The organism is Halobellus litoreus (assembly GCF_024464595.1).
Classification (GTDB): Archaea; Halobacteriota; Halobacteria; order Halobacteriales; family Haloferacaceae; genus Haloquadratum; species Haloquadratum litoreum.
In genome coordinates, this window is record NZ_JANHAW010000002.1 from 1,068,677 (window position 1) to 1,093,975 (window position 25,299).

Below are 25,299 nucleotides of genomic sequence, written 5' to 3' on the forward strand. Positions count from 1 at the left end.
ATCAACCAGAGAATTAAATTACAATGATTACCGTAAACGGCAGTCTGACAATCCAAGACGTAGTTGCAGTAGCGCGTAATGAGGAACGGGTCAGATTAGCCTCCGAAGCAGTGGATCGGATGGCTAATTCTCGTAAGGCGGTTGACGATATCGTCAACTCGGATGACCGACGAGTGTACGGAGTAAATACGGGATACGGTGAGCTGAACGATAAAGAGATCTCACCGGAAATGATGGCTCAGCATGAAGAAAACGTCATCAGATCCAACATCACAATCGGAGATCCGCTAGAAACTGACGTAGTTCGGGCAACAATGCTTGTCCGGGCAAACGCGTTTGCAGTGGGTCGATCTGGTGTCCGTCCAGTCATTGCGGAACGGTTATTGGAATTATTGAACGCCGGAATCCATCCCATAGTTAGATCTCAAGGGAATACCGAAGATTACGGGTATTCATCGGCGGTTGGTCGGGCTCTGATCGGTGAAGGTGAAGTGACGTACAAAGACGAGACAATGTCTGCAGGTGAGGCTCTATCCAAGGAGGGAATTGACTCCTTGTCTCTCCAGCCTAGAGAGGGACTTGCTTTGATGAGCGGGACTTCCTATACTCCCGGCCGGCTCGCACTACTGGTCAAGGATGTCAGAAGACTAGTAGAAGCTGCTGATGTTGCAGGTGCACTTTCGTTTTCGCTCGTCGGAAAAGAACCGGGAGCATTCTCTAGTCGAATTGGTGAGGTTCGTCCTTACGAGGGGTTCAAAGAAAGTGCTAGCATCATTAGAGAAGTAACTGGTATTGATGCGACTAATCGCCGGCAGACCTCACAAGACCCTCTCTCACTCCGCTGTATGCCACAGGTCCACGGGTCTCTCCGCGAATTCTTGGCGACTGCCGAGTCATTGATTAGAACTGAACTTCAGAGTGCAACTGATAACCCCCTTATTTTCCCAGATGGTGCGGTTTTCTCTTGCGGGAATTTCAACGCCCAACACCTATCGACGGCCGCTGACTCGTTAGCGCAATCTGTCACGAAAGTCGGTCGAATCAGCGAACGGAGGGCTGGATTGCTTGTCGAAGGTAACGGAGATCTGCCGTCGGCACTAACCGACAACGTTGGTATTGGTCAGGGAATGGTACGAGCTCATTACTCTGCTGCATCACTGGCGGCAGAGGCATCGACAGTAGATACGGCGAGCACTCAAATCGCTGACGTACCAATGGGGAAGGAAGACATTCAGGGTTTAGGTGCATTAGCAGTCAATAACTTGGCTTCTGTCGTCGAGACTGTAACGTACATAATAGCAATTGAACTATTGTTTATTATCCGTGCTCATAAACTGTTGCAGAAACAAAGAGATACAGACTCGACAATTCCAAGGGACTTCTTAGCAGAACTCGATAGAGACACAGTCGAACCCGACAATGAGTGTATTCACGCTATTGCAGAAAGAATCTTAGACGGAACACTACACCGAGTGAGAGATAATTCAAACAAAGTCTAATCACTGAATAATATAATATATTCTCATTCACATATTAGTGTCGGCTGTTAAATAAACGAAGAGGTGATTGAGCCCTTCGCACACTCTTTCTAATGAATGATTCACTAGCGGGTTCGTGAAAACGACACCAAATATTCCATTCCAAAACAAGGCCAACAATATGACGGCAAGAGGACTATAATCCCTCTTCCTGAACCAACAAACTATTTTTTGGTATCTTCATTCACAGGGGACCCACCGTCCGTCATAGCATACTGGGTGAGGTTAGCTTCGAGAGCTTCCCGTCGACGGCGTGACTTCCGTTCCTCAGTTCGCTGGTCGTAGTGCTTGTCAAGCACGGGAACCGAGACGTCGACTCGGTCACTCAGCAGTTCTTTCGGTACACCCTCGTCCAACTGGTGCATAATCGACCACTTGCGCATCGGATGAGTGCTAAAACTCGATGGACACTTTGCTGCGCTCGAATTTTGCGTTGCATCACAGTCAGACAGCTCTCTATCGTGCGGACAGTCGTTCGAGTAACCACACGGTCTGGTCATTTTGTAGAAATCCCGTCGTATAGTTGTCGTCGAAGGGCGACCAGAAGATGTCGTAAAGAGCGGCTCACGGCCGTATCTATCGACGACTTCGTGTCGTGTGTACTCGACGTAATCGTCGATAAAGGTCCGCAGTCCGTCGGAGATATTGATAATCCGTTCACCATCGGAACCGTTCTTGAGCGGCGTTCCGTACTCCTCACGGCCTTCCGAACGGTGACGGAGGTGAATCACTCGGTTTTCCGGATCGAAATCGTCGAGATCGATAGCGCGCACGGCACCCATACGAAGTCCGATCTCGGCAATCAGCTCGAATTCGACGTGGGCCCTCGAAGCATACTCGAACCGGCGGAAATAGGATTGAATACCCTCTACCTCTTCGGAGTCAGGGACGAACTCGTTGACTTCTTCATCTGGTGGTACGTTCGGCAACGGTACGCGCTCCGAAAGATCAGCGTGAACTGCATCGATATCTTCGCAGAACTGGAGGAAAACACGCAGGATAGCGAGATTGCCGTTGAGACTGAGCGTATTCAACTCGGTGTTGTTCTTTCGCCATGTCTTGAATTCCATCAGCGTTCGACCGCTGACGTCGTTCATATTGTCGATACTGGCCTCGTCCGTCCAATCGACGAATGTCCCGAGAGCTGAGGAGTGCTTTCGTCGAGTCGCGGTCCGCAGGTCGTCCAGTCGATGTTCGAGATACCAATCGAGGGCGTCTTGCGGTGCGAGTGGTTCGAGTTCTCGCCTTACCATCAGCCCACTCGATTCACCCGCAGTACATATATTGTCCAATTAATTGGGATTGGTGAATAAGCAGAATTGGTAGTCACATTCAGATAATTGGTGATCAGAGTCGAATTCTCGCCGTGTTTTCTCGCTTGGAGTCCAATTCAACTCATCCCGTAGCCTCACGCGCACCCCAAACGACTAATAATCGGATTATCCGAGGCTGAGCGGTTTTCAGCAATTTCCATTATTAGCCCACCAACAGTGCGGGAATCACCAATTCACATTACTCGACATACTATGATTGGTAATCCCGAAACTCAACCAATTGCGAATCCCGACTTACCTGAATTGGCAAACACCGTGTTTGCCGATGTTAGCAATCCCGGGATTGCCAACATTGGCAATCAGCGGTTATTTGGCCACACAACAAGAGAACGAGACTATGGACCGAAGTCTGGAACTGCGGGTCAAAGGTCATCTCTACGAAATTCGCGAGATCAACGATGAAGTACTGGATTCGCAGCAGGGCTTCCCGATGGCAGAAGAAGGGTATAAAGAGACGCTCCAGAGCGTAGCTGACTGCTCTAACTCCGAGTTAGTAGATCGGGTAGCGAACAGTATCAAGGAGGACATTCGTTCTAACGAGGAGCGTCCCAGCAATCGATCTGTTCGTCGAGACGCTCGAATGCTTCTCGCCGAAGAGGGATTCGTCGCGGACAACTATCTAAACACGGCTTGATTTCTAAGATAAACCGTCCCCAAACTGCTATTTTCTGCCGTATTGAATATCGGCTTGGAGAGAGAACCTGTATTTGTGGGACTGCGCCACTAGTGATTATTATATCGGTGACAGACCGTGGTTTGATTACATTACCGAGAATGTAGCCGGTATGAACATTGATGAGTCCTCCTCTCCCCGCGTCTGGATTGAGAAAACCCAGCAGGAGGGCAGGCGCTACAAGCAAGAAGGAGAATTAGCACTCGGAAAAGCACTGATTTCACCGAGCGAAGATAATGGAGGCTACCGGCGGTATGAAACCCTGCGCGAAGCTGATATTGGGGATATCGTTCTCCACCTAGTGCAAGAACAATATCAGATCGTCGCAATTTCTGTTATCGACTCAGAACTACAGGAGGATTTCGAGGGCCCTCCAGATAATCGCTGGAGTGAGGAACAAGCCGGGGGTGGCTATCGTCGTGATCTTCGGTCAAAGGAGGGTATCGAACCGCATATTCACATCTATGATGACATCCTCCGCAATGAGGAATACACCGAGGACCTGCAACGGATTTGTGAGACAACCGATCAGAAAATCTTCTACACAAAGAACCTACAGCTAAATCAAGGGCATTATTTTACCGAGTGCCCCCCGGAGCTCGTTGAGATATTCGCTGCCGAATCATCGAACCTGAGAACGCTACTCGAAAAACACGGCTATACTGTCATCGGAGGCACCGAGCCGTACAGTAGTATTTCCGAGGCGACGGATGCAATCCGAGAGCAGCTCACTGATGAATCCTCTGACAACTGGATTGGCAGCGCGCTTGCGACTGACGTCATTAAAGAGTGGACGACTGTTCTTCGACGCAATTCCACCGTCGAAAACGATATCGATCCAAGCGATGTCCACGTTTATGAGCAGTTGTTTGATCTGTACAATAGGCATATCGAGCAACTCCAAACCCAAGCTGGTCGACTTGGTGTTCAACAGATCACCGACTCCTCGCTGACACCTGCGCAAGTTCTCTTCGTCGTGCTAATTCGAGATCTACAATTACAGGCGGATCTCACTCCAAATTTCAACCACGTGAAGATGGATCAACTACTCGACGAGCGGTTCCGCCGGCCACCGCTGGAAGAGCCGACGACGCTACCGCGAGGACGGGATACGATTGCTCGCCAACTTTCTCGGGTAAATCAACTTATCTTCCATGGCCCGCCGGGGACGGGTAAAACGTACACTGCCCGCGAGTTCGCTCGGTGGTGGATTGCAAGACAGTCGGAGGCGCCGACGGAAGCCCAACTCGAAGTCGTCACTTTCCATCCATCGTTTACGTATGAAGATTTCATCGAGGGCTTGACTGCTCGCCAACACAATGGTGGCGTCGAATATGCGGTTGAGGCCGGTGTGTTCAAGCGGCTCTGTGACCGAGCACGTCATACCTACGAGTCACACCGCGAGGGTGAATCCGAAGGATCGCCACCGCCATACGTCCTTATCATCGACGAAATCAACCGGGGGAATCTCGCTCAGATCTTCGGTGAGATCATCACCCTCCTGGAACCGGATAAACGACAATATGCTACCAGCGAAACCGCCACAACGCTCCCCCACTCGAACGAACGGTTCACCGTCCCACCAAACCTGTATGTAATTGGGACGATGAATACGGCCGACCGATCGATTGCCCTGGTGGACGCGGCGCTGAGACGCCGGTTCCGCTTCATCCATTTCCCGCCGGAGATGACGCCGCTGGAAGAGAGATATGGATTCGACGGTGAGGTTGAATTAGAGGCGCTCGCTACTGAGGGGGATGCGGCCGATTCGCTGCTTGCCCTCTCAATTCTCGCGTGGAAACAGCTGAATGCGCGGATCCGTGATGCATCTCAACTTGGGCGTGGTAAACAGCTCGGCCACTCGTATCTACTCGGGATCGATCAGGACGATGAGGCGACCGAACAGGTCGCCCAGCTCGTTGATGCTTGGCAGTTCGAGATCCTTCCACTTTTGGAGGAATACTACTTTGGGCAGTTCGTCCAGATAGAACAACAGCTGTTCGATGGTGATGCTGGAGAGCTGCTTGATACGGATCGCCAGGAGATTCGCGCATTTACAGCAGGTGAGCTCGCCACCGTACTCGCTGAATTAGTCGGCATCAACGTTGTTTGGGAAACTCCGACGCCATCCGATGACTCTTTCTCGAACTCGCTCGGCTATTTAGCAGAGAATGACGTGTTGAAGATTGGGGATGAGCTCCACTTCGATATTAACAGTATGCACGAGAATCCGGAGCCACAGTTTGAGCCGGACAGCGACTATTGGGTGTGTACGGTTGCAGATCTCGGGGCACAAAAGGGCGTCCGGTGGGCGTATGACGGCGAGCTCCATTCTCTGACTGACCTCGCCCGTCGGATCGATCACGATCATCGCGATACCAAGCGAACCAGTTACGCGGGCCACGACTACTGGTACATCCCTGGGTATGACGAATACTCTCTCCTCGAGCTGGCACGTGCGATTCGAGATGGTGAGCCTATCCCCGAGCAGCTCCAGTCAGCCGAGTTATGAGCGGTCAGCAGTCCGCTTCCCTCTCCCCCAGTGAGCCTGACTACACGCTTCGAGAATATGAGGCAACCCCATACCTCGATACAGACGAACTTCCCTCGAAGGCTCGAGAGACGGTCGAACGGGAAATTAATGGGGGGAGTGGGTCAGATAAAGCGACCCGCCTTCTGCTGGAATATCGGGCAGACGGTCGTGCCCGACTCCGAGCTACTCAGCATATCGGGATCGTCGCATTGCCAAAGGGCCCAACGGTTGAGATTCGTCCAAAAATAGCCAACACAGACCTTCTTGGACTTCTCAAATACGCACAAAATATTGATGCGCGGACGTTCGAGCAAGAGACTCAACTTGCCGGTGGAGCCCGGTTTATTGATGCGCTTGCGATGCTGTTCCAAAACGAGCTCGATCACGTGTTGACACAGGGGCTTCACGGATCATACAGCCGCGTATCACGGACTACTGACCACCTCCGAGGCCGAATCAAGGTACAGCAGCAACTTCAACGACAGGGGCCAACGCCGACAGCCTTCGAGTGTACGTACGACGAATTGACGGTCGATACCACGGTTAACCGTGCAATTCTCTATGCAACAACGATTCTGCAGCGGCTCGTCAGTGATCCCGATCTTAACAGGGCACTACGCCGGCACCAGCAACAGTTACGCCGCCGAGTCGAGTTGACGCCAGTGCGGCCAATCGAGTTGGAATCAGTCGAGATAACACGGTTGATGGGGTACTACGAGGATCTCGTTCGATTGACCAAGCTCGTGTTACAGAACGTGCATCTCGATTCACTCCGCGTTGCGGACCGAGACTCGTATGCTCTCTTAGTGAATATGAATACGATCTTTGAGGAAGTGGTTGAGCGGGTGGTTTCTGAGCTGGCAACTGAACGCGGCTGGGTCACCACGGCACAGGCTACTTCAACACGGCTTGTCTCAGGCGGTCATCGCCGAATACAGATCCGCCCTGACGTGTTGGTTTCAGATGGTGAGCGTGCTCGGCTTGTCGGTGATGCAAAATGGAAGCGTGACAATCCAGCGGCGAACAGTCGCGAACCATCGCCTAATGATATCTATCAACTTGTCGCATATCAAGTAGCACACGACGTCCCTGGTGTACTATTTTATCCAGAACAAGAGCAGGCCCTGCGATCCACATATGAGGTACGTGATCTTGACTCGCTCACGCTGGTGGAAGTCCCCGTCAAAGCTGTTGATGGACGGTCCCTTCTTACAACGATTCAGCGGGGTGTTGCCGCCCAACTTCCGTGGTGAGGCTATTATCGTATGCCCAGAAATGTCTCACAGCAGTGTCTTGAGACATTTGTAGAGGATCGGGCATACTGACGAAGTGAGCGTTGAAAGCCCTCTTTACGCGCTATGAACCTTTATTTACCCAGGCTCGGTGGACCTACCTATCCACAACTCTCGTCTCTTCCATTTATGAGCACAAATATCGATTCACCCGACAATCCGCTGCATTCCATCGCCACCGAGTTCGTCACTGAAGAGTTCAATACCGAAATCCAAGCCGATGCTATCGAAGATGTCGCTACAACTATAGCGGACATCGTCTCGACTCTCCGCGAGTTAATCAACAGCGACGATCAGCTCGAAGCTCTACTCCGCAGTGAACCCGGCGGTAAAGTGCTGATGGAACGGTACTCGGTCCATCACAGTGACCCTGAGCCCCTGACACGGGAAGAGATTATAGAACCGCTTTTCAGTGCTTTAGATTACCCCTATCTTGCCCCAGAAGCCGGCGATTTCTCCGACAAACGGGGCAAACAGGCTGATTACTCTGTTTCACTCGCCGACTGTGAATTCATTGATTCCAACCGAATGTTGATCGAAGCTGAACCGCTCAACAAGAAACTAGAACAGCAAAAGCACGGAACCGGCCAAGTAAAGGACTGGCTCGGTAAGCGTCATTTCGAAGCGGACTTCGGGATTGCTACTGATGGTATGAGATGGATCCTGATTCGATATGATCCTGACACATACAGCTCAGATAAGCTAGCTGAGGTCAGTCTCCAGCCGATTTTCTTAGCAGCATTTGAGAACCAAACTGGCCGTCAAGAGAGCGTGATTGAGTGGATAGATGATCCGCTTGAACAGGTTCTAGCTGAGTTTCTGCGGGTGTTCAACTATGAAAATTTCCTCTCGATTGCGGATGAGGCCCACACCGTTATTAAGGAGAAAAAGCAGGACATTACCGATGAATTCTACAAAGATTATGTTCGACTGGTCTTCGGGATCACGGAGGGAGGTGATGCCCGAACGGCACGGAGCCTCATAGGGGATGGTGTAGTTGCACCAGAGAGTGCTACTGGTGACGATATTCGATTATTCTCAGTCGAACTAATGAATCGGCTGATTTTTATCAAATTTCTAGAGGACAAAGGACTCGTCAGTGACTCACTGCTACAGGATTTGAAGAACGCACATAAATCCGGAATCAACCCAGACACCTTCTACAAGACCTATCTCGAGCCGTTATTCTTTGGTGTTCTCGATGAACGGCCAAGTCATCGCACCGAACGAATCCGCCAGATATCCCTTTATAGCGAGGTTCCCTATTTGAACGGTGGGCTGTTCCGTCCCACTGTTGAAAATAGCGGCGAGTTCACCGAGACTGATTTCGATGTAACGGACAGTGTCCTCACCGCGATCATTGATTTACTCGAGAGATACAGTTTCTCTGCAGACGGTGGTCCAACCGATTTAGATCCCAGTATTTTAGGTAACGTCTTCGAGAAAACGATAAACTACATTACAACTGACGAAGCGGACCAACAGAAGGAACTTGGCGCCTATTACACGCCCGATGAAATTACTCGATTCTGCGCAGAGAAGACAGTGCAGCCTGCACTTTACGAACGTTTTAGCAACCGAATGGTGCAGGAATGGGGCTGGACAGAGGAGATGACCGCTGAATACGACACGGTCTATGAGCTGATTGACGCACTTCCAGAAACCAACACCGATGTCGCTACAGACCTCCTTGACGTCATTGATCATTTCAGAGCACTTGATCCAGCATGTGGCAGTGGTCATTTCCTTACTTCAGTACAAAGCGAGCTCGTCGGGATTCGAAAAGCACTGTACGACAAACACGACGATGATCCTGCAGATTGGGAGCTACACAAGGAGACAGTAATCAAAAATATCTACGGCGTCGATATTGTCGATCCTGCTGTCGAAATCGCGAAACTCCGACTCTGGCTCTCTATTATTGCCGAGGTCGATTCAAGCAAAGTAGAAAACTACGATGAAGAAGAGCTAGCGCTACCGAATGTCGTATTCAATATCCGTCAGGGGAACAGCCTCATCGGATTCACGGATATGTTAGAGACAAGTAATGATGGGGATCAAGCCCAGCTGAGTACGTGGGGACCAGATAGTGTCCGAGCCAAATATGGTGATATTATCGCTCAAGTCGAACGCCATAAACGAACCAACGATACAACTGAAGCAAGAAAACATCTGGAAAAAGCTGAAAAGCTGTTAGACGAGTATCGTGGTGATCTCGATGAGAAGATTCTTGATGAGTTCCAAGAAGCTGGTGTCGAGGATATCACAATTGGTCAGGTGAGGGACTACCAGCCTTTCCACTGGGTATTAGAATATGCCGAAGTATATGCTGATGGTGGCTTTGACGTTGTTATCGGAAACCCTCCCTGGGATGTAATCAGCGCTAGCCGTGACGACTTCTTTACCCGGTATGATCCACGTTTCCGTACGTACTCACAAGAAAAGAAGGACGAAATACAGGAAGAACTGCTCTCGGATTCGCGTATCAGTGAAGAGTGGGAACAGTATAATCACAGCGTGCAGACTCAGTCCGACTATTTCAAAGATAGTAGTCGATATGAGTTGCAGACCCCCACAGTGGCCGGAAAGCAAGTTCCATACAAGAACGATCTTTCTAAGCTCTTTTTAGAGCGAGTATTTGAACTAGCGAGGGACGACGGTTTTGTCTCTCAAGTTGTTCCGGGTATGATTTTCACTGGCCAATCGAGCAAAGACCTCCGGATGCGCTTGCTCAACGAAAGCCAAATTAATGCTCTTGTTGACTTTGAAAACAAAGGGATATTCAGTGGAGTTGACCGACGAAAGCGATTCAGTGTCGTTGTTTTCAGAAATGAGGGCCGGACAGAAACCTTACGCGGCATATTCAGGCAATCAAACGTAGATATTTTGGAGAGTTTAGAACAGAATGCTGTTGATATTCCCCGAAAGGTCCTCACCGAATATTCGCCACAAGCACGAATCTTCCCGAGTATCCGGAACCAGCAAGAGGCAGATGCCCTAAATAAAATCCTTGATCATCCCCATCTCTCAGACGATATTGACGAGGCATGGAGCATTAAGCCTCTGCCAGAAGAATTGAATGAAACACGAGACGAGGAGCGATTCAGCCCCCCTGAATCAGGCGGAGACTATCCTGTATATGGTGGCTCGAACATCCACCAATTTGAGCACAAGAACGGAATCTTTGGCGATCTTGATGAGCCACTAGGATGGAGCGTCGAAGAGGACAGAGATCCAGAGAGCAGTGCGAAAAATCGAATTCGAGAAAAGCGATTCAATAGCCACGAACCAAAGCGATCGATCTACGATGCGTTTGGTGGAGAAGAAACGAGTAAATCACAGAAAAAATTCGTTGATGATCTCCTTGAGGAACATCGGGGAACGCCACTCAGTGAGGAAGATGTACTCCTTGATTGCACCGAATATCGGATTGCATACCGGGATGTGACCAAGGAAGTCAATGAGAGAACGATGATCGCAGCGGTCATTCCGAAAGATGTCGTCTGCGTCCATACACTTCAGACCCTCCGCCCATATCGTATCAATCCAGAAATCGATGACCTCAACAAAGAACCGCTACACAGTGTATATGATCGCCGCTTTACTGATAAAGAACTGTTTGTCGCCGTTGGTCTACTCAATAGCCTCCCGTTTGATTTCCTTATGACGACGAAAATCGACGAGCATATCTACAAGTACAAACTCGAGGAATCGCAAGTCCCACGACTTACGGCTGGTGAGGATTGGTTTGAGTATATTTGGACACGAGCAGCCCAACTCAGTTGCTATGGTGAGGAATTTGCAGAGATGCGTGACCGACTTGATGATATTGATCCGGTCACTGAGAAAGAGGAACGGCGTGAGATCCAAGCGGAGATCGACGCCGCAGCGTTCCACGCATATGGACTCAACCATAAAGAGACCGAGTATGTTCTTGAAGAATATCACCGGGTCCAAAATCCCCGGATGATGACCGATAACTACTTCAACCTCGTCCTGCAGAAATACGAGTCTCTTGATGAGCAACTAGTAGAAGCGGAATAGATCATTAACTTATAACCGGCCTTCATCAACCGTGGCAGAGGAGAAGCAAGAACGGTAGAATCATTACTATGATTCGATAGATGTCATCCCAGATGGAAATCAATTCGGTTAGGGTAGTCCGCTATGATTTCTACCGACGCGGACACCAAGACCAAGTTGACGCTTCTCTTCAAGAGGTCTTTGAAAATAAGACTGAGCTTCATCCGCAAACTCTTGAGTTTGGTGAGACAGACATTGAGACGAATTCGACTCTGTATACCGACGCCACCGACCAAATCCAGTCTGACTTATTCGAATCTATTCAAACGTTCTTAATCACTGATCCAATTCCCCGTTACTTTTGCCACACTCTTACGATTGCAACCCTCACTGCTGAGGAACAGGATCAGATGGATGTAGGAGACCCGATGGGGAATCGTACTCGTCGTGAAGACTGGGCAACAGAAATTGAATCAATTGCTTCTGCGTATGGCTCAAGCCTAATTCAGCCAGAAGGCCCTGCGCCGGTTATCATACTGGTTGAACCAACATTAGATTCGCTACCTAGTGGGGAGCAGACCTCCTTTGATCCTATTCACTCGCGCACAGTAAGTGAAATGTTCGACCAATATGCCGGTACTTTAGACACATTTGGGTTCTACCCAACAGAGCACATCAACACTATTGACAATTCTTACACATTGACATTTAATCGAGATCAAGTGATTGATTTTCCACTCTCTATTCTTGTGACTCGCGAACAGGTTCAGCTTGATGGAGAAAATCCTGTTGATTATTGGCGATCTTGGATTGGATTTGGATATACTCGTATCAAGTCAGTAACGTCAATCTTGATGATGCAACACTGGCTGATCTGGCGACGCCAAGAAATCAAAGAGATTGATCAAGAACTGTATGGGTATGATCTGCGTGATACTCGATTAGAGGATCTTACTGCTGAACTTCGGAATGAGGAACAGCAACTTGAACAATTACGGCGGAAATGGGTTGAGTCACACTCCGCAGCTGTGGATGAATTCCACGATATCCAAGAGTTAGTGGAGTGCTATCAGAGGGGGGATGAAGATACCGTGTTTGATGTTGCGATGGAGAAAGGAGATCAGTCTTATTTATATGAATGCTTGAGCTGTCTTGATTCTGAATTTCAGATCTTCTCAGCAACTCTTGAACGAGTCGAGACTAAGCTTGAAATGTTCATCTCTGTTGTACAGGACCGAATCCAATCGAGTGCGACTGAGTCGAATTTAGAACTCCAAAGTACGGTTACGAATCTCACGATTCTTTTAGCTGTAATCGCAGTAATTGAATTGGGTCTGAATCATCTCTCTAAAGACATCTTTCTCACTGTAACACAATTTGTGGCTCAGAGCGGTATTCTATTAGCAGGGATGGTCCTTCTTGCAGTAGGATTCATTCTCGGATATACTCACACCTGATAGCAAAGTTACGCAAAGACGTGTTCATCTGTATCTCTCGTAATACTTTTCAAGACCCCCTACGGAGTTATCGGAAGGACGACAGCGACATATGCATGGGTTTGTTGATGGGTCGGCGTTTGATTATGGGAGCAAGAGTTGGACGGAGCTAGAGGAGCTCATCTCCCAACAAATTAACAAAAACGCGCGAGATAAGGCACGGTACAAAACTGTACTTTCCTCAAATCATCCGATCCAGGTTCTTGAGAATGTAGTTGGCCATATTCTTGAAGCAGAAATCAATGTATCTGAAGAGGAAGGTTTCTACAGCGTAGAGCTACGCCGGACAATCAAACGAAGCGAACGCGAAGTGGAGGGTTCGTTCGCATTGTTCCAGCACGGTGATTCACCAATATGGACGGCAGTTACTGGATACTCTCCTGATTTCTTTGAACGTGGGCTCTGTTGGGTATTCAACCGGGCAGAACCAGATATCTCTGATTTCTTTGCTAACTCGAACGAGCTAAGACAAATACTACAACAGGTTGAAGAAGAACTCTCAGCTGAAATACTCGTCAGCAAAGCCGTGGTGTACTCACGAAGCGAAGAGGGAACGATCTCATTCCGTACACGTCCTTACAAGGCAGTGTTCTCCGATGAACAATTAGAGGATGGATACGTCGACAAGCTAAACTTCAGTGTACGCCGTCAAGACGATGAATTTTTCAGCGGCTTCATCAGCCGAGAAGGAGTAACCAAGATAGAGAGTGGCGATCCAACGATGTTCCTTCGATATTTGCTAGGGGCTTTCGTTGAGACGGTAGCAGATAAGATAGATGTGCTATCTCATCGGGACCGTAGTGCATCAGACGAGATCTCTGAAATTGAGCTTGAATTTCAGTCAGAAGTGCTCTCATCTCCCTCGGACAATAAAGAATTGATCGAGGCATTGAGCAACTTGAAAAAGAGCACTATGACTGTCTACCACGACAATCCATATGCGCACGTCTCTCTGGTAGACTTCGTTGACGGATCAAACTGTGATATATACGTTACTGGATCGAATTCAGTGTCGATCGTTCCTGGATACAAAGGATCTGTAAATTTTCTAATGCGAATTGCTGACCAAATGTCGAAAGAATTCCAGGAGGGAGTTCTGACGGTACGCGACGCACCGGACTACAGTTTAACTGACTTCGTAGCATAAAATGAGTAGCTCAGATACAACTTGCGTTGATCGACGTCATCACTCCTTCAGAACATACAATGACACTGTTGACGTAATCAGCGGATGGGAAACCGTATTTGGAGTATTTGAATCGTATTTTGATCAATATTACTTCGACCGTTTTCCCGTTTCAACAGTTGAACCGGTTGAATACACTCCCGACTTCTCGGTATACTTCAATGACAACTATGGAATTATTGCGAAGGTGCTTCCGAAGACCCTGCATCTTGATCCACCACAGATAGCAGAGCACCTCATTGAGATGCTTTCGGAATGTGATTCTGGGTATCCTCTCTCACGTTCAGACGGAACAGAAACAAACCCAGAAGATACCGACGTAGTCGTCTTTGTCCCAGATAGCTACTCATCCCAATTTGGGAATATTTTGGATACCCGATTCAGTAGCAGTGATATAGACTTGGATAGCAATGTAGTGCTAATCCGATACGGAATGGACGATGAGCGTGCGCACTACATCTTCCAACGGGAAACTGCACTTGAAGAGGAATTCCGAGAGGACGAACTTCCTGATGAGGAATCATTAAACGAAACAATCGGCCCTGACGGTGACTACCAATCTTATAAACTGGGAACCCGTGAATTTCTGCGCCCGAAGACAAAGAAACCAATCTACAACGTTAAGCCCCCAGAATCATACCTAGCGACATTCCTCTGGATGAAAGAGTTCCCAACCGAGCTAGCACGAGATGATTTCATCGACTGGAAAAAAGGCCAGATAAACAAGCAGCAGCAAATTTCCATTGATTGTCAACATCTGACTGATAAGCTCAATATGCAGCGAATCGTGGATGGGGAATTACGAACTGAATGGATTACTGAGACTCTGGAGTTCTTGTGTACTACTCGGTACGCGGAGTGTGTCAATAATTCATACCGCGTGATGTATACGGGATTAGTCCGTGACATCGACATCTCTGGTGATCGGTCCAGAGAATATCGGCGGGCCACAGAGCTGGCAATTAAGTTAATTAAACGATACTGCCGATACGGGGAAGACGGTGAGGAACAGGGTCAGTCCTCACTGGAAGACTTTTGAAAGGATCCGTGGATGTCCTCTGGAGCCGGGGTGTCCATAGACCGGCTGAAAGTAGAATGACGACCCATTTGACAGTCCTGACATATTACCCCAGCGCATTATGGCCTTTTAGATCGTCCAGTTCTGAGAATCCGCCTAGTATTTTAATCGGGCAGGTATGATCTCTGTCTCGAAATACTCGTGTTTTGATCCAACTTTCTGTCGTCATAGGTACGTACTATGTACTAACTCTTTTATATGTGATCTTGGCATACTCGCGTATGGAAGAGTCACTATTTTCTTCACTTTCGGCTCCTGCTGCCGTCTTTACAATCGTTGTTGGGTGGCTTACCCTCGTCCGCTGGACACGTGACTCTCGGGACTTCTACAAGAACGAGCTCCGCCAACAGTTCTGGATCGATCATTCTGTCGACCTCCAGTATGCAATTGGTGAGACGGCCTCTCCAGACATAACAGATAAACTGCTTATCATTAGAGGGTTAGAAATTGGAGAGTATGGGTGGTGGTTCAGAATTGGAAAATCCGGAGATCCGTATATCCTGGCTGAACCGGACGAGGCTTACCGAATGTTTAGAAACCGAATGTCCTTTCTCGCAAAGAAAGTTCGGTACCACATTTACCGAAATCTCGTACCATTTGCATCTCTTCGGATGGAGTGTATGTTGCTAATCGAAGCCCAGAATTGTCGAATCTCGATGATGAAAAACACAGAGTATGATGAATCTGGACGGCTCGAATTCTCATCTGGACCAATGATCACGGATGAGATAGATTATCTCACTGGTTGTTCTCCGCTCTGGGATGGCCTCTACAAACTTACGCTCGACACCTATGATTACAACGAAGCTGATGAAGCATTACAACAGCTCAGAGTTTCAACATTTGTTGATGATATAGTAGTTGACCGAGACTCAGATTGAACAGTTGTGTGTGCTAACAGTACTCTATGAAGAGATTCAACTGTTTCTAAGAAAGGCACGGAGAGCGTGTCTCCACCCCCTAACTAACGTTAGGCGGACTTCAGCACTCATAGACAATCCCACGCTATAGAAATCAAGCGTTCGCCGTCCAATCCAACCAGCTAATCTAAGCACTGTCCCGATACCTTGATACTCCAGCGCGCGTTCGGATAACGCAGAACCCCGGACGGAGGCGAGGGCCAGTCGACAACCGATTGGGTTCGGGAAAATCGAACCCCGTCGCTACGCCGACGAAATTGGGAAAATTGGGCTATATCGCTTCTACGCGATGAAATCGGTGCCTTAGAAACCGTACGTAATCCGAGTGGGCTCGGGCGGATTCGAACCACCGATCTCTTCCTTGTAAGGGAAGCGTCATAACCACTAGACCACGAGCCCGCACGTCGAACGAATCCGCACGCGGATAAAACGGTTTCCAATCCCGAAGGGGGTAATCCTTACCCCGACGCGCCCGAACGGCGGCGTATGGCCGACCGGTCGCGACTCGCTACAGTCATCCTCGGCGTCGCTATCCTCCTCGCGGTCGCTCTCGTCGCGGTCGCGATAAATCCGGGGCTCCTCCCGACCGGCGAGTACGAGCGAACGACGGTCGACATCCTGGACGCCGAGACCGACGAGACGCTCGCCTCGGTGACCGTGCGCGTCGCCGACACCCGGTCGAAACGGTACACGGGACTCAGCGACACCGACTCCCTCGGCGCGAACGAGGGGATGCTGTTCGTCCACGCCGAGGAGGGCGAGTACGCCTACGTGATGCGCGAGATGGCGTTTCCGCTCGACATCGTCTTCGTCGACAGCGAGGGAACGATCACCGCGATTCACCACGCGCAACTCCCGTCGGAGGGAACGTCCGGAGGTGACCTCACCCGCTATCGCGGCCGCGGACAGTACGTGCTCGAAGTGCCGTACAACTACACGGTCGAGCGGGGTATCGAAGTCGGCGATCGGCTTCGGATCGACGGCGAGTGGAGATCCGGCGGCGACGGGTGACGGTCGGCGGTCGGCGGGGCGAACGCCACTGCGACCGTCAGCAGGGCCGGCGGCCGTCCCGCGATCGAAAGTCGGAGGGGCCACCGGCACTTTTCGCGACCTATGAGCGACCAGACCGACGCGGTCGACGCCCTCCACGCCCTCGACGGCTGGCACGCCGAGGGGTACGCCGCGCGGGTCCACTACCGCGGCGCGGGCGACCGCTACAGCGTCGAGTTCTACGGCCCCTCCGAGTGCGTCCTCTACTGGAAGGTCAAGGGCGACGGCGAGACGGCCGTTCCCGTCGGCCGCGACACCGTCCCCGACCCGCTCAGGACGCGCATCCGGGAGGACCTCGATGCCGCCGGGATCGACCCCGCGATAGAGGAGCGGTCGCTGTAGTCGCGGTCGAGGGATCGGGCCGCATCGATCGGCGCCAGTCGGACGGCTTGCCCCGGTGGAACCCTTTAGTAGCGCCGAGGCCTGAGAGGCGGTGATGGCCAGTCCCCTCAAGGAGGACGACCCCTTCGAGCGACAGCGCGAACGCGCGGAGAATCCGATGCGCCGGCTCTTCGACGAGTACGGTCGCGAGAACGCGTTCGCCTTCGTCGTCGGGCTGACGTCCAGCGTCGTCGCGCGCCTCCTCGACCTCCTGCCGCCGGTCCTCCTGACGGTCGCCGTCGACTCGATCTTCTTCGACGAGCGGCCCTTCTCGCTGTGGCTCGTTCCCGACGCGTGGCTCCCGGCGACGCGGACCGAACAGCTCTACCTCTCGGTGGGGGTGATCGTGATCGCCTTCTTCGGCGGCGCGGCGTTCCACTGGACCCGAAACTGGGGGTGGAACTCCTTCGCCCAGCACATTCAGCACGCGGTCCGGACGGACACCTACGACAAGATGCAGCGGCTGAATATGGACTTCTTCGCCGACAAGCAGACCGGCGAGATGATGTCGATCCTCTCGAACGACGTGAACAGGCTGGAGCGCTTCCTCAACGACGGAATGAACTCGGCGTTCCGACTGGGCGTGATGGTGCTCGGCATCGCGGCGATCCTCCTCTTCTGGAACTGGCAACTCGCAGTCGTCACGCTCACGGTCGTGCCGCTGATCGGGTACTTCACGTACCGCTTCGTGCGGACGATCCAGCCGAAGTACGCCGACGTCCGCTCGTCGGTCGGGCAGTTGAACTCTCGGCTCGAAAACAACCTCGGCGGCATCCAGGTGATCAAGTCCTCGAACACCGAGGACTTCGAGTCCGACCGCGTCGACGACGTCTCCCAGGAGTATTTCGACGCCAACTGGGACGCCATCGGCACCCGGATCAAGTTCTTTCCCGGGCTCCGACTGCTCTCGGGGATCGGGTTCATCCTCACGTTCTTCCTCGGTGGGATCTGGGTCCTGACCTACCAGCAGACCGGCAGCGCGCCGCTGTTTTTCACCGGGCGGCTCACGCCCGGCGAGTTCGTCGGCTTCATCCTCCTCACCCAGCGGTTCATCTGGCCCATGGCGCAGTTCGGGCAGATCATCAATATGTACCAGCGCGCGTACGCCTCCGCCGCCCGGATCTTCGGGCTGATGGACGAACCCGCCCAGATCGCCGAGGATCCGGACGCCGAAGAGCTCGTCGTCGACGCGGGGCGAGTCGTCTACGACGACGTGTCCTTCGGGTACGACGAGGACGAGACCATAATCGGGGACGTGTCTTTCACGGTCGAAGGCGGCGAGACGCTCGCGCTCGTCGGTCCGACGGGTGCGGGCAAATCGACGGTGCTCAAACTCCTCCTCCGGATGTACGACGTCGACGAGGGCTCGATCTCGATCGACGGCACCGACGTCCGCGACGTGACGGTGCCGAGCCTCCGGCGGTCGATCGGGTACGTCAGCCAGGACACGTTTATGTTCTACGGGACGGTGGAGGAGAACATCCGCTACGGGACGTTCGGCGCGACCCACGAGGAGGTCGTCGAGGCCGCGAAGGCCGCCGAGGCCCACGGGTTCATCCAGAACCTCCCGAACGGCTACGACACCGAGATCGGCGAGCGCGGGGTGAAGCTCTCCGGCGGTCAGCGCCAGCGGCTCTCGATCGCCCGCGCCGTCCTCCGCGATCCGGACATTCTCGTCCTCGACGAGGCGACGAGCGACGTCGACACCGAGACTGAAATGCTCATTCAGCGCTCGCTGGACCGCCTGACCGAGGACCGCACGACGTTCAGCATCGCGCATCGCCTCTCGACGATCAAGGACGCCGACGTGATCGTCGTCTTAGAGGACGGCGAGATCGTCGAGCGCGGCACGCACGAGCGTCTGATCTCGAACGACGGGCTCTACGCGCACCTCTGGGGCGTGCAGGCGGGGGAGATCGACGAGCTGCCGGACGAGTTCGTCGAGCGCGCCAGCCGCCGCGCCTCGCGGACGGAGATCGAGTCCGACGCCGACGACTGAGCACTTCGACGCCGACCGACAGTTCGACGCCGACCGACAATCCGACGCCAACGACTGATCGACCGCGGGCGGACCGACCCCGCGGGAGCGGCGGCGCTCGCCCGGAGAAACACTTACTCACCTCCGTCACGCAAACGCTCCCAATGGTCCCTCGCCTCCGCTCGTCGCGACGGGGCATCTCGCCCGTCGTCGGCGTGGCGCTGATGCTCGCGATCGTCGTCGCACTTGTCGCCGTCTTCGGCGGCCTGCTGCTCGGGATCGAACTGCCCGGCGAGCCGTCGCCGCAGTATCGCTACCAGACGGAGCACGTCGCCGACGGAGCCGGCAACACCGATTCGCGCCCGTACGTGAACATCACGCTCACCGGCGGGCAGATCGAGCCCGGCGAGGACTTCTACGTCGTCGACAGCGACGGGAACTCGGTCCGGTGGGACACGGTCTGGACGACGTCCGGCCCCCTGACGGCCGGCGACTACGCCCACATCGACGGGTTCGGCAGCGACTCGGCGCTCAATCCGGCCTGCGAGGGGGAGATCTACCGGATGGTCCACCGAGCGGAGGACGGGGGGAGCTCGATCCTGATCGAGGTCGAGATCGATCAGCCGGCCGTCGGCGCGGCGGCTGACAAGTGTTGATCGATCCGCGAGGGTCACTGCCGACAGTCGCCCCCGACGTCAGCCGAGTTGCGCTCGCAGCGCCTCGTTCATCGCCTCGACGGGCGCGTCGCGGCCGGTCCACAGTTCGAACGCCTCGACGCCCTGGAACAGCAGCATCCACGCGCCATCGACGGTGGTCGCGCCGGCGGCCGCGGCCTCCTGCAGGAGCCGCGTCTCGATCGGCGCGTAGACGGCGTCGAGGACCGCGAGGTCCGCGTGCAGGTGTTCGGCCGGCACGGGCGTCTCGTCTATATCGGGTTCCATCCCGACGCTCGTCGCGTTGATCAGGAGGTCGGCGTCGGCGACCCGATCGAGCGTGTCGAGGCCGCCGGCTGTCGCGCCGGGGACGTCGGCGGCGAGCGACGACGCGCGCTCGGCCGTCCGGTTCGCGATGTGGACCGAGGCGCCCGCGTCGGCGAGGGCGAACGCGACCGCGCGGCCCGCGCCGCCGGCGCCGACGAGCACGGCGTCGCGGCCGTCGATTCCGACATCGTGATAGGCGAACGCCCGCTCGACGCCGGCGACGTCGGTGTTGTAGCCGCGCGGCGTCGCGCCCGAGAAGTCGACCGTGTTCACGGCCCCGACGCGCCGGGCGACGTCGTCGAGGTCGACCGCGTCGAGGACGTCCCGCTTGAACGGGATCGTGACGTTCAGCCCCGCGATGCCGAGCGTGTCGGCGGCGGCGACCGCCTCGGCTGCGGCGTCGCGATCGGGCTCGAAGGTGACGTAGCGCGCGTCGATATCGAGCGCCTCGTAGGCGGCCTCGTGCATCGGCGGCGACAGCGAGTGTTCGACCGGGTTGCCGAGGAGTCCGTAGACCTGCATACGCAGGCGTCGCCCCGCGAGCGAATTAAATGGTGGTTCGGCGGCCAGTCTCGCCCGACGGTCGCGGGGCCTGACCGCTCGCTCCGCCCCCGCCTCGTACCGAACCGCAAGAGATAGGCCGGTCAACGAGCCACATCGGACAATGACTTCTCGCTTGCGTCACCCGCTCACCGCCGCGGGGGGAGCGCTCCTCCTGACGCTCCCGTGGGTCGCCTCCTGGGCCACGGGGCTGGCCGACGGGTTCGGGCCGCTGACAGTCGTGAGCGTCGCCGGACTCGCCGTTCTCGGCGCGTCCTTTCTCCTCGCGTGGGGGGCGGAGACGGCCGAAAAAGACGTCCCGCGGGCGTTCGCCATCGCCGTGCTCGCCGTGCTGGCGGTCGCACCCGAGTACGCCGTCGACGCGCTCTACGCGTGGCAGGCGGCGACGGACCCCTCGAAGGCGAACCTCGCGGTCGCGAACATGACCGGCGCGAACCGGATCCTCATCGGCCTCGGTTGGTCCGGGATCGCGCTGTTTTCGATCTACAAGGCCACGTCGAGCACGGGACACGATCGGAGCGTCGTGAACCGCGAGGGACGGTTCCGCGACGCGGTGAAACTCGATCCGAGCATCTCGACGGAGATCCTGTTTCTCTTCCTGGCGACGGTGTTCGCCTTCTTCGTCCCGTTCAACGGCGGCATCGACGCCATCGACACGCTCGTGCTCGTGGGACTGTACATCACCTACATCGCGATCATCATCCGCGGCGACGTCGGGGACCACGACGAGCAGATCGGCGTCCCCGCGTACTTCCAGGCGAAGCACCGCTTCGTCCGGATCCCGATCGTCCTCGCGCTGTTCGCCTATTCGGGGTTCCTGATCTTCACCGCGGTCGAGCCGTTCGCCCACGGGCTGGAGTCCCTCGGGCTTCGGTTCGGCATCCCCGAGTTCTTCATGATCCAGTGGATCGCGCCGCTGGCCTCCGAGAGCCCCGAGCTCATCGTGACCGCCTACCTCGTGAACAAGGCGCGGTCGACCGCCGCGTTCAACGCGCTCATCTCCTCGAAGCTGAACCAGTGGACGCTCCTCATCGGGACGCTCTCGGTGGTCTACAGCATCTCGCTCGGCTCCTACGGCGTCCTCCCGTTCGACTTCAAGCAGGCGGCCGAGATCTGGCTCACCGCCGCCCAGAGCTTCTTCGCGCTCGCCATCCTCGTGAACTTCCGGATCAGCGTCCGGGAGGCCGCAACCCTGCTCGTCCTCTTCGTCTCGCAGGTCGGCATCGAGTTCGTCCTCATCCGGACGTTCCCGGAGGCGCTCGCCGAGCAGTACTCGATCTACCTCCTGCTCGCCTACTCCGCCGTCTACATCGCCCTCGGAGCGGGACTCCTCTTCAGCCGTCGCCACGACCTCCGCCTGCTCGCGAAGCACACCGTCGCCAACGTCCGCGGGACGCCGCTGCCGGAACCCGAGCGGGCCGACTGAGACGAGTCCGTCCGCTCGAATTCGTCACTTCGGGGGGTCGCTGCCGAGTCCGACGGGGCACTCGGATGGCGTCCCGGACGAATAACGGTCGAGCAGCGTCGCCGACGAACGACTGCGCTCCGAGACTCTTTATACCGAGAAGGGCCCACTCCCGGTCGTGATCGGACTGGTGGTCAGCCGCGCGGACTCGGCATCGGTCGCCATCGGCGAGGCCCTGCGCTCGCTGGTGGAGTGGGAGCGCCGAGAGGACCCAACGCGGAGCGACGCCGATGGCGGCGGGACGTACTACTGCCACGACGACTTCGAGCTCCGCGAGTTCGACGGGTGGCACCTCGAACTCGACGGCGTCGCCGACGCGTTTTCGGAACGCCCCGAGTTCGTCGCCTTCCTCTCCCGGCACGCGGGCGAGACCGGCCCGCTCCTGACGGCGCACTTCACGGGCAACTTCGGGCCGGCGGAGTACGGGGGCGAGCCGGGCGAACTCTCGCGCACCTGCCCGAACGTCCAGCGCGCGGTCGTCAAGGCGTTCGACCGCCACGCTCCCGACGGCTACGAGGTCGGCATCGAGTGCACGCATCACGGCCCGAGCGACGTGGGCGCGCCCTCGCTGTTCGTCGAACTCGGCAGCAGCGAGTCCGAGTGGGAGGACTCCGACGGGGCGCGGGCGGTCGCCCGCGCCGTGCTGGAACTCTCGGGCGTCGCCGCCGACGCACCCGCGGCGGGATCATCCGAGCAGCGACGACAGATCGTCGGGTTCGGTGGCGGCCACTACGCGCCGCAGTTCGAGCGGATCGTTCGGGAGACCGACTGGGCCGTCGGCCACATCGGGGCCGACTGGGTCCTGAATTCGATGGGGGGCCCGTCGGCGAACGCCGACGTCGTCGAGAAAGCGTTCGAGCGGTCGGCGGCCGAGCGGGCGCTCGTCGTCGGCGACCGTCCGGAACTGGAGGCCGCCGTCGAGGACCTCGGCCACCGCGTCGTCGGGGAGACGTACCTCCGAGAGACGTCGGGCGTCGACCTCGACCTCGTCGCGTCGCTCGAACGCGACCTCTCGCCGATCGACGAGGGACTCCGGTTCGGGGCGGACGCCGTCGGCTCGGCTGGCAACCGGAACGCCGTCGGGACCGCCGCCGACTCGGAGCGCTTCGAGGCGACGTACGAGGTCGTCTCCCTCCCCGACGACCTCCTCGCGGAGGCGTCGGGGATCGACCGCGACGCGACGTACGAGGCCGTCGAGTCGCACGCAATCGCGTTCGAGACGGTCGAGGGCGGCACGAAGCCGCGGGGGCGGGCCGCCGTCGTCGACGGCGACGCCCGCGACGCGCTCGTCGACGCCCTCGCCGCGGTACTCGAAGCGAAGTACGACGACGTCGCGCGGGAAGGCAACGAGGTGGTCGCGACGCGCGAGACGTTCGATCCCGCGGCCGCCGCCGCCGCGGGCGTCCCCGAGGGGCCGGCGTTCGGTCGGCTGTCGGCCGGGGAGGCGGTCGAAGTCGATAATCGAACCGTGACGCCCGAGGAGGTCACCGCCGAGGAGACGGTTCGATTTCCGGCGTGAGTCCGGTCACGACTCCGAAAACCCGAATCCGCCGTTGCAGCCGCGCTCAGCGTCAGACGCGCGTCAGACGAAAGGGGGAACAATAATGAGGCTGTATTCGGTACGAACGGTCATACTATGGACTCCATCGTCGACGATGCGATTGACGAGGCCGAGGAGACGGGGGATGGGAACGCCGTCGACGGAACCGCAGGCGGGGAGATGCCCCGCACCGGAACGATGACCGACGAGGAACTCGAGGAAGTTCTGGTCGACCTGCAGACCGACATCACCGTCGTCGGATGCGGCGGTGCGGGCGGCAACACCGTCAACCGGATGCACGAAGAGGGAATCGAGGGCGCGACGCTCGTCGCCGCGAACACCGACGTCCAGCACCTCGTCGAGATCGAGGCCGACACGAAGATCCTGATGGGCGAACAGAAGACGCAGGGCCGCGGCGCGGGGTCGCTCCCGCAGGTCGGCGAGGAGGCGGCGCTGGAGTCCCAAGAGGAGATCTACGACTCGATCGACGGGTCCGATATGGTCTTCGTCACCGCCGGTCTGGGCGGCGGCACCGGAACGGGCTCGGCCCCGGTCGTCGCGAAGGCCGCCCGCGAGGCTGGCGCGCTGACGATCGCCATCGTCACGACGCCGTTCACCGCGGAGGGCGAGGTCCGCCGGACCAACGCCGAGGCCGGACTCGAACGCCTCCGCGACGTAGCCGACACCGTGATCGTCGTTCCGAACGACCGGCTGCTCGACGCGGTCGGGAAGCTCCCGGTCCGGCAGGCGTTCAAGGTGTCCGACGAGGTCCTGATGCGCTCGGTGAAGGGCATCACCGAACTCATCACCAAGCCCGGTCTGGTCAACCTCGACTTCGCCGACGTGAAGACCGTGATGGAGCGCGGCGGCGTCGCGATGATCGGGCTCGGCGAGTCGGATTCGGAGTCGAAGGCGCAGGATTCGGTCAAGAGTGCCCTCCGCTCGCCACTGCTCGACGTGGACATCTCCGGGGCCAACTCCGCGCTGGTGAACGTCACCGGCGGGTCGGATATGAGCATCGAGGAGGCTGAGGGCGTCGTCGAGGAGATCTACGACCGGATCGACCCCGACGCGCGGATCATCTGGGGGACCTCCGTCGACGAGGAGATCGACGGCACGATGCGGACGATGATCGTCGTCACGGGCGTCGAGTCGCCGCAGATCTACGGCCGCTCGGAGGACGACGAGGCCCAGCCGCAGCCCCAGCCGGAACCGCAAGCGCCGCCGCAGGGACAGGGGACCGAGATCGACTACGTCGAATAGGGGCCCGA

The 25,299-nt window shown here is 55.7% G+C and carries 18 protein-coding genes and 1 tRNA gene; 16 read left to right on the forward strand and 3 right to left on the reverse strand.

The features are described from left to right. Positions 1-23 precede the first annotated feature (23 nt). Positions 24-1,499 (forward strand): HAL/PAL/TAL family ammonia-lyase, encoded by a 1,476-nt coding sequence (locus tag NO360_RS12975; protein ID WP_256308230.1) that lies wholly within the window; start codon positions 24-26, stop codon positions 1,497-1,499. A gap of 203 nt (positions 1,500-1,702) precedes the next feature. Here the strand turns inward: NO360_RS12975 and NO360_RS12980 are convergent, their stop codons facing one another. Next, positions 1,703-2,791, reverse strand: a complete 1,089-nt coding sequence (locus tag NO360_RS12980) for a tyrosine-type recombinase/integrase (RefSeq protein ID WP_256308231.1) — start codon at positions 2,789-2,791, stop codon at positions 1,703-1,705. A 418-nt stretch (positions 2,792-3,209) separates the two neighbouring features. On the opposite strand from NO360_RS12980, the gene NO360_RS12985 reads away from it, so the two are divergent. The 8 genes from NO360_RS12985 to NO360_RS13020 all read left to right on the forward strand — a co-directional run bounded on the left by NO360_RS12985 (position 3,210) and on the right by NO360_RS13020 (position 16,034). Then, positions 3,210-3,506 carry a hypothetical protein gene (locus NO360_RS12985; RefSeq protein WP_256308232.1) on the forward strand — a complete coding sequence of 99 codons (297 nt, stop codon included), beginning with the start codon at positions 3,210-3,212 and terminating at the stop codon, positions 3,504-3,506. Positions 3,507-3,657: 151 nt separating this feature from the next. Next, entirely contained in the window at positions 3,658-6,057 is a 2,400-nt protein-coding gene (locus tag NO360_RS12990; RefSeq protein ID WP_256308233.1) for an McrB family protein, read from the forward strand. After that, positions 6,054-7,331, forward strand: a complete 1,278-nt coding sequence (locus tag NO360_RS12995; protein WP_256308234.1) for an McrC family protein — start codon at positions 6,054-6,056, stop codon at positions 7,329-7,331. The genes NO360_RS12990 and NO360_RS12995 overlap by 4 nt, the downstream gene beginning before the upstream one ends. 168 nt (positions 7,332-7,499) lie before the next feature. Continuing rightward, on the forward strand, positions 7,500-11,414 hold the full coding sequence (locus tag NO360_RS13000; protein WP_256308235.1) for an Eco57I restriction-modification methylase domain-containing protein: 3,915 nt from the start codon (positions 7,500-7,502) through the stop codon (positions 11,412-11,414). Between the two features lie 92 nt (positions 11,415-11,506). Continuing rightward, positions 11,507-12,850, forward strand: coding sequence for a hypothetical protein (locus NO360_RS13005; RefSeq protein WP_256308236.1), 1,344 nt, complete (start codon positions 11,507-11,509; stop codon positions 12,848-12,850). A 91-nt stretch (positions 12,851-12,941) separates the two neighbouring features. After that, positions 12,942-14,036, forward strand: coding sequence for a hypothetical protein (locus tag NO360_RS13010; RefSeq protein ID WP_256308237.1), 1,095 nt, complete (start codon positions 12,942-12,944; stop codon positions 14,034-14,036). 1 nt (position 14,037) lies between these two features. After that, positions 14,038-15,114, forward strand: a complete 1,077-nt coding sequence (locus tag NO360_RS13015; RefSeq protein WP_256308238.1) for a hypothetical protein — start codon at positions 14,038-14,040, stop codon at positions 15,112-15,114. A 260-nt stretch (positions 15,115-15,374) separates the two neighbouring features. Then, entirely contained in the window at positions 15,375-16,034 is a 660-nt protein-coding gene (locus NO360_RS13020; protein WP_256308239.1) for a hypothetical protein, read from the forward strand. 365 nt (positions 16,035-16,399) lie between these two features. Here NO360_RS13020 and NO360_RS13025 read toward each other — a convergent pair. Continuing rightward, a tRNA-Val gene (locus NO360_RS13025) sits at positions 16,400-16,472 on the reverse strand. Between the two features lie 87 nt (positions 16,473-16,559). Here NO360_RS13025 and NO360_RS13030 point away from each other — a divergent pair. The 4 genes from NO360_RS13030 to NO360_RS13045 all read left to right on the forward strand — a co-directional run bounded on the left by NO360_RS13030 (position 16,560) and on the right by NO360_RS13045 (position 20,138). Beyond that, a complete protein-coding gene (locus NO360_RS13030) occupies positions 16,560-17,084 on the forward strand; it encodes a DUF192 domain-containing protein (RefSeq protein ID WP_256308240.1) in 525 nt (174 codons plus the stop codon). A gap of 102 nt (positions 17,085-17,186) precedes the next feature. After that, the gene (locus tag NO360_RS13035) at positions 17,187-17,465 is read left to right on the forward strand and encodes a DUF7538 family protein (RefSeq protein WP_256308241.1); all 279 of its coding nucleotides are present in this window, start codon (positions 17,187-17,189) and stop codon (positions 17,463-17,465) included. 94 nt (positions 17,466-17,559) lie between these two features. Then, positions 17,560-19,503: an ABC transporter ATP-binding protein gene (locus tag NO360_RS13040; protein WP_256308242.1), complete on the forward strand. Its 1,944-nt coding sequence runs from the start codon at positions 17,560-17,562 to the stop codon at positions 19,501-19,503. A gap of 143 nt (positions 19,504-19,646) precedes the next feature. Next, a complete protein-coding gene (locus NO360_RS13045; RefSeq protein WP_256308243.1) occupies positions 19,647-20,138 on the forward strand; it encodes a type IV pilin domain-containing protein in 492 nt (163 codons plus the stop codon). Positions 20,139-20,177: 39 nt separating this feature from the next. Here NO360_RS13045 and NO360_RS13050 read toward each other — a convergent pair whose 3' ends face one another. Continuing rightward, complete coding sequence (locus NO360_RS13050; RefSeq protein WP_256308244.1) at positions 20,178-20,984, reverse strand: shikimate dehydrogenase; 807 nt, start codon at positions 20,982-20,984, stop codon at positions 20,178-20,180. Between the two features lie 142 nt (positions 20,985-21,126). Between NO360_RS13050 and NO360_RS13055 the strand changes: the two genes are divergently transcribed. The 3 genes from NO360_RS13055 to ftsZ all read left to right on the forward strand — a co-directional run bounded on the left by NO360_RS13055 (position 21,127) and on the right by ftsZ (position 25,291). Continuing rightward, on the forward strand, positions 21,127-22,449 hold the full coding sequence (locus NO360_RS13055; protein WP_256308245.1) for a sodium:calcium antiporter: 1,323 nt from the start codon (positions 21,127-21,129) through the stop codon (positions 22,447-22,449). A 157-nt stretch (positions 22,450-22,606) separates the two neighbouring features. Continuing rightward, the gene (locus tag NO360_RS13060; protein WP_256308246.1) at positions 22,607-24,007 is read left to right on the forward strand and encodes a D-aminoacyl-tRNA deacylase; all 1,401 of its coding nucleotides are present in this window, start codon (positions 22,607-22,609) and stop codon (positions 24,005-24,007) included. A gap of 117 nt (positions 24,008-24,124) precedes the next feature. Continuing rightward, positions 24,125-25,291 carry a cell division protein FtsZ gene (gene ftsZ, locus NO360_RS13065; protein WP_256308247.1) on the forward strand — a complete coding sequence of 389 codons (1,167 nt, stop codon included), beginning with the start codon at positions 24,125-24,127 and terminating at the stop codon, positions 25,289-25,291. Positions 25,292-25,299: the final 8 nt, after the last annotated feature.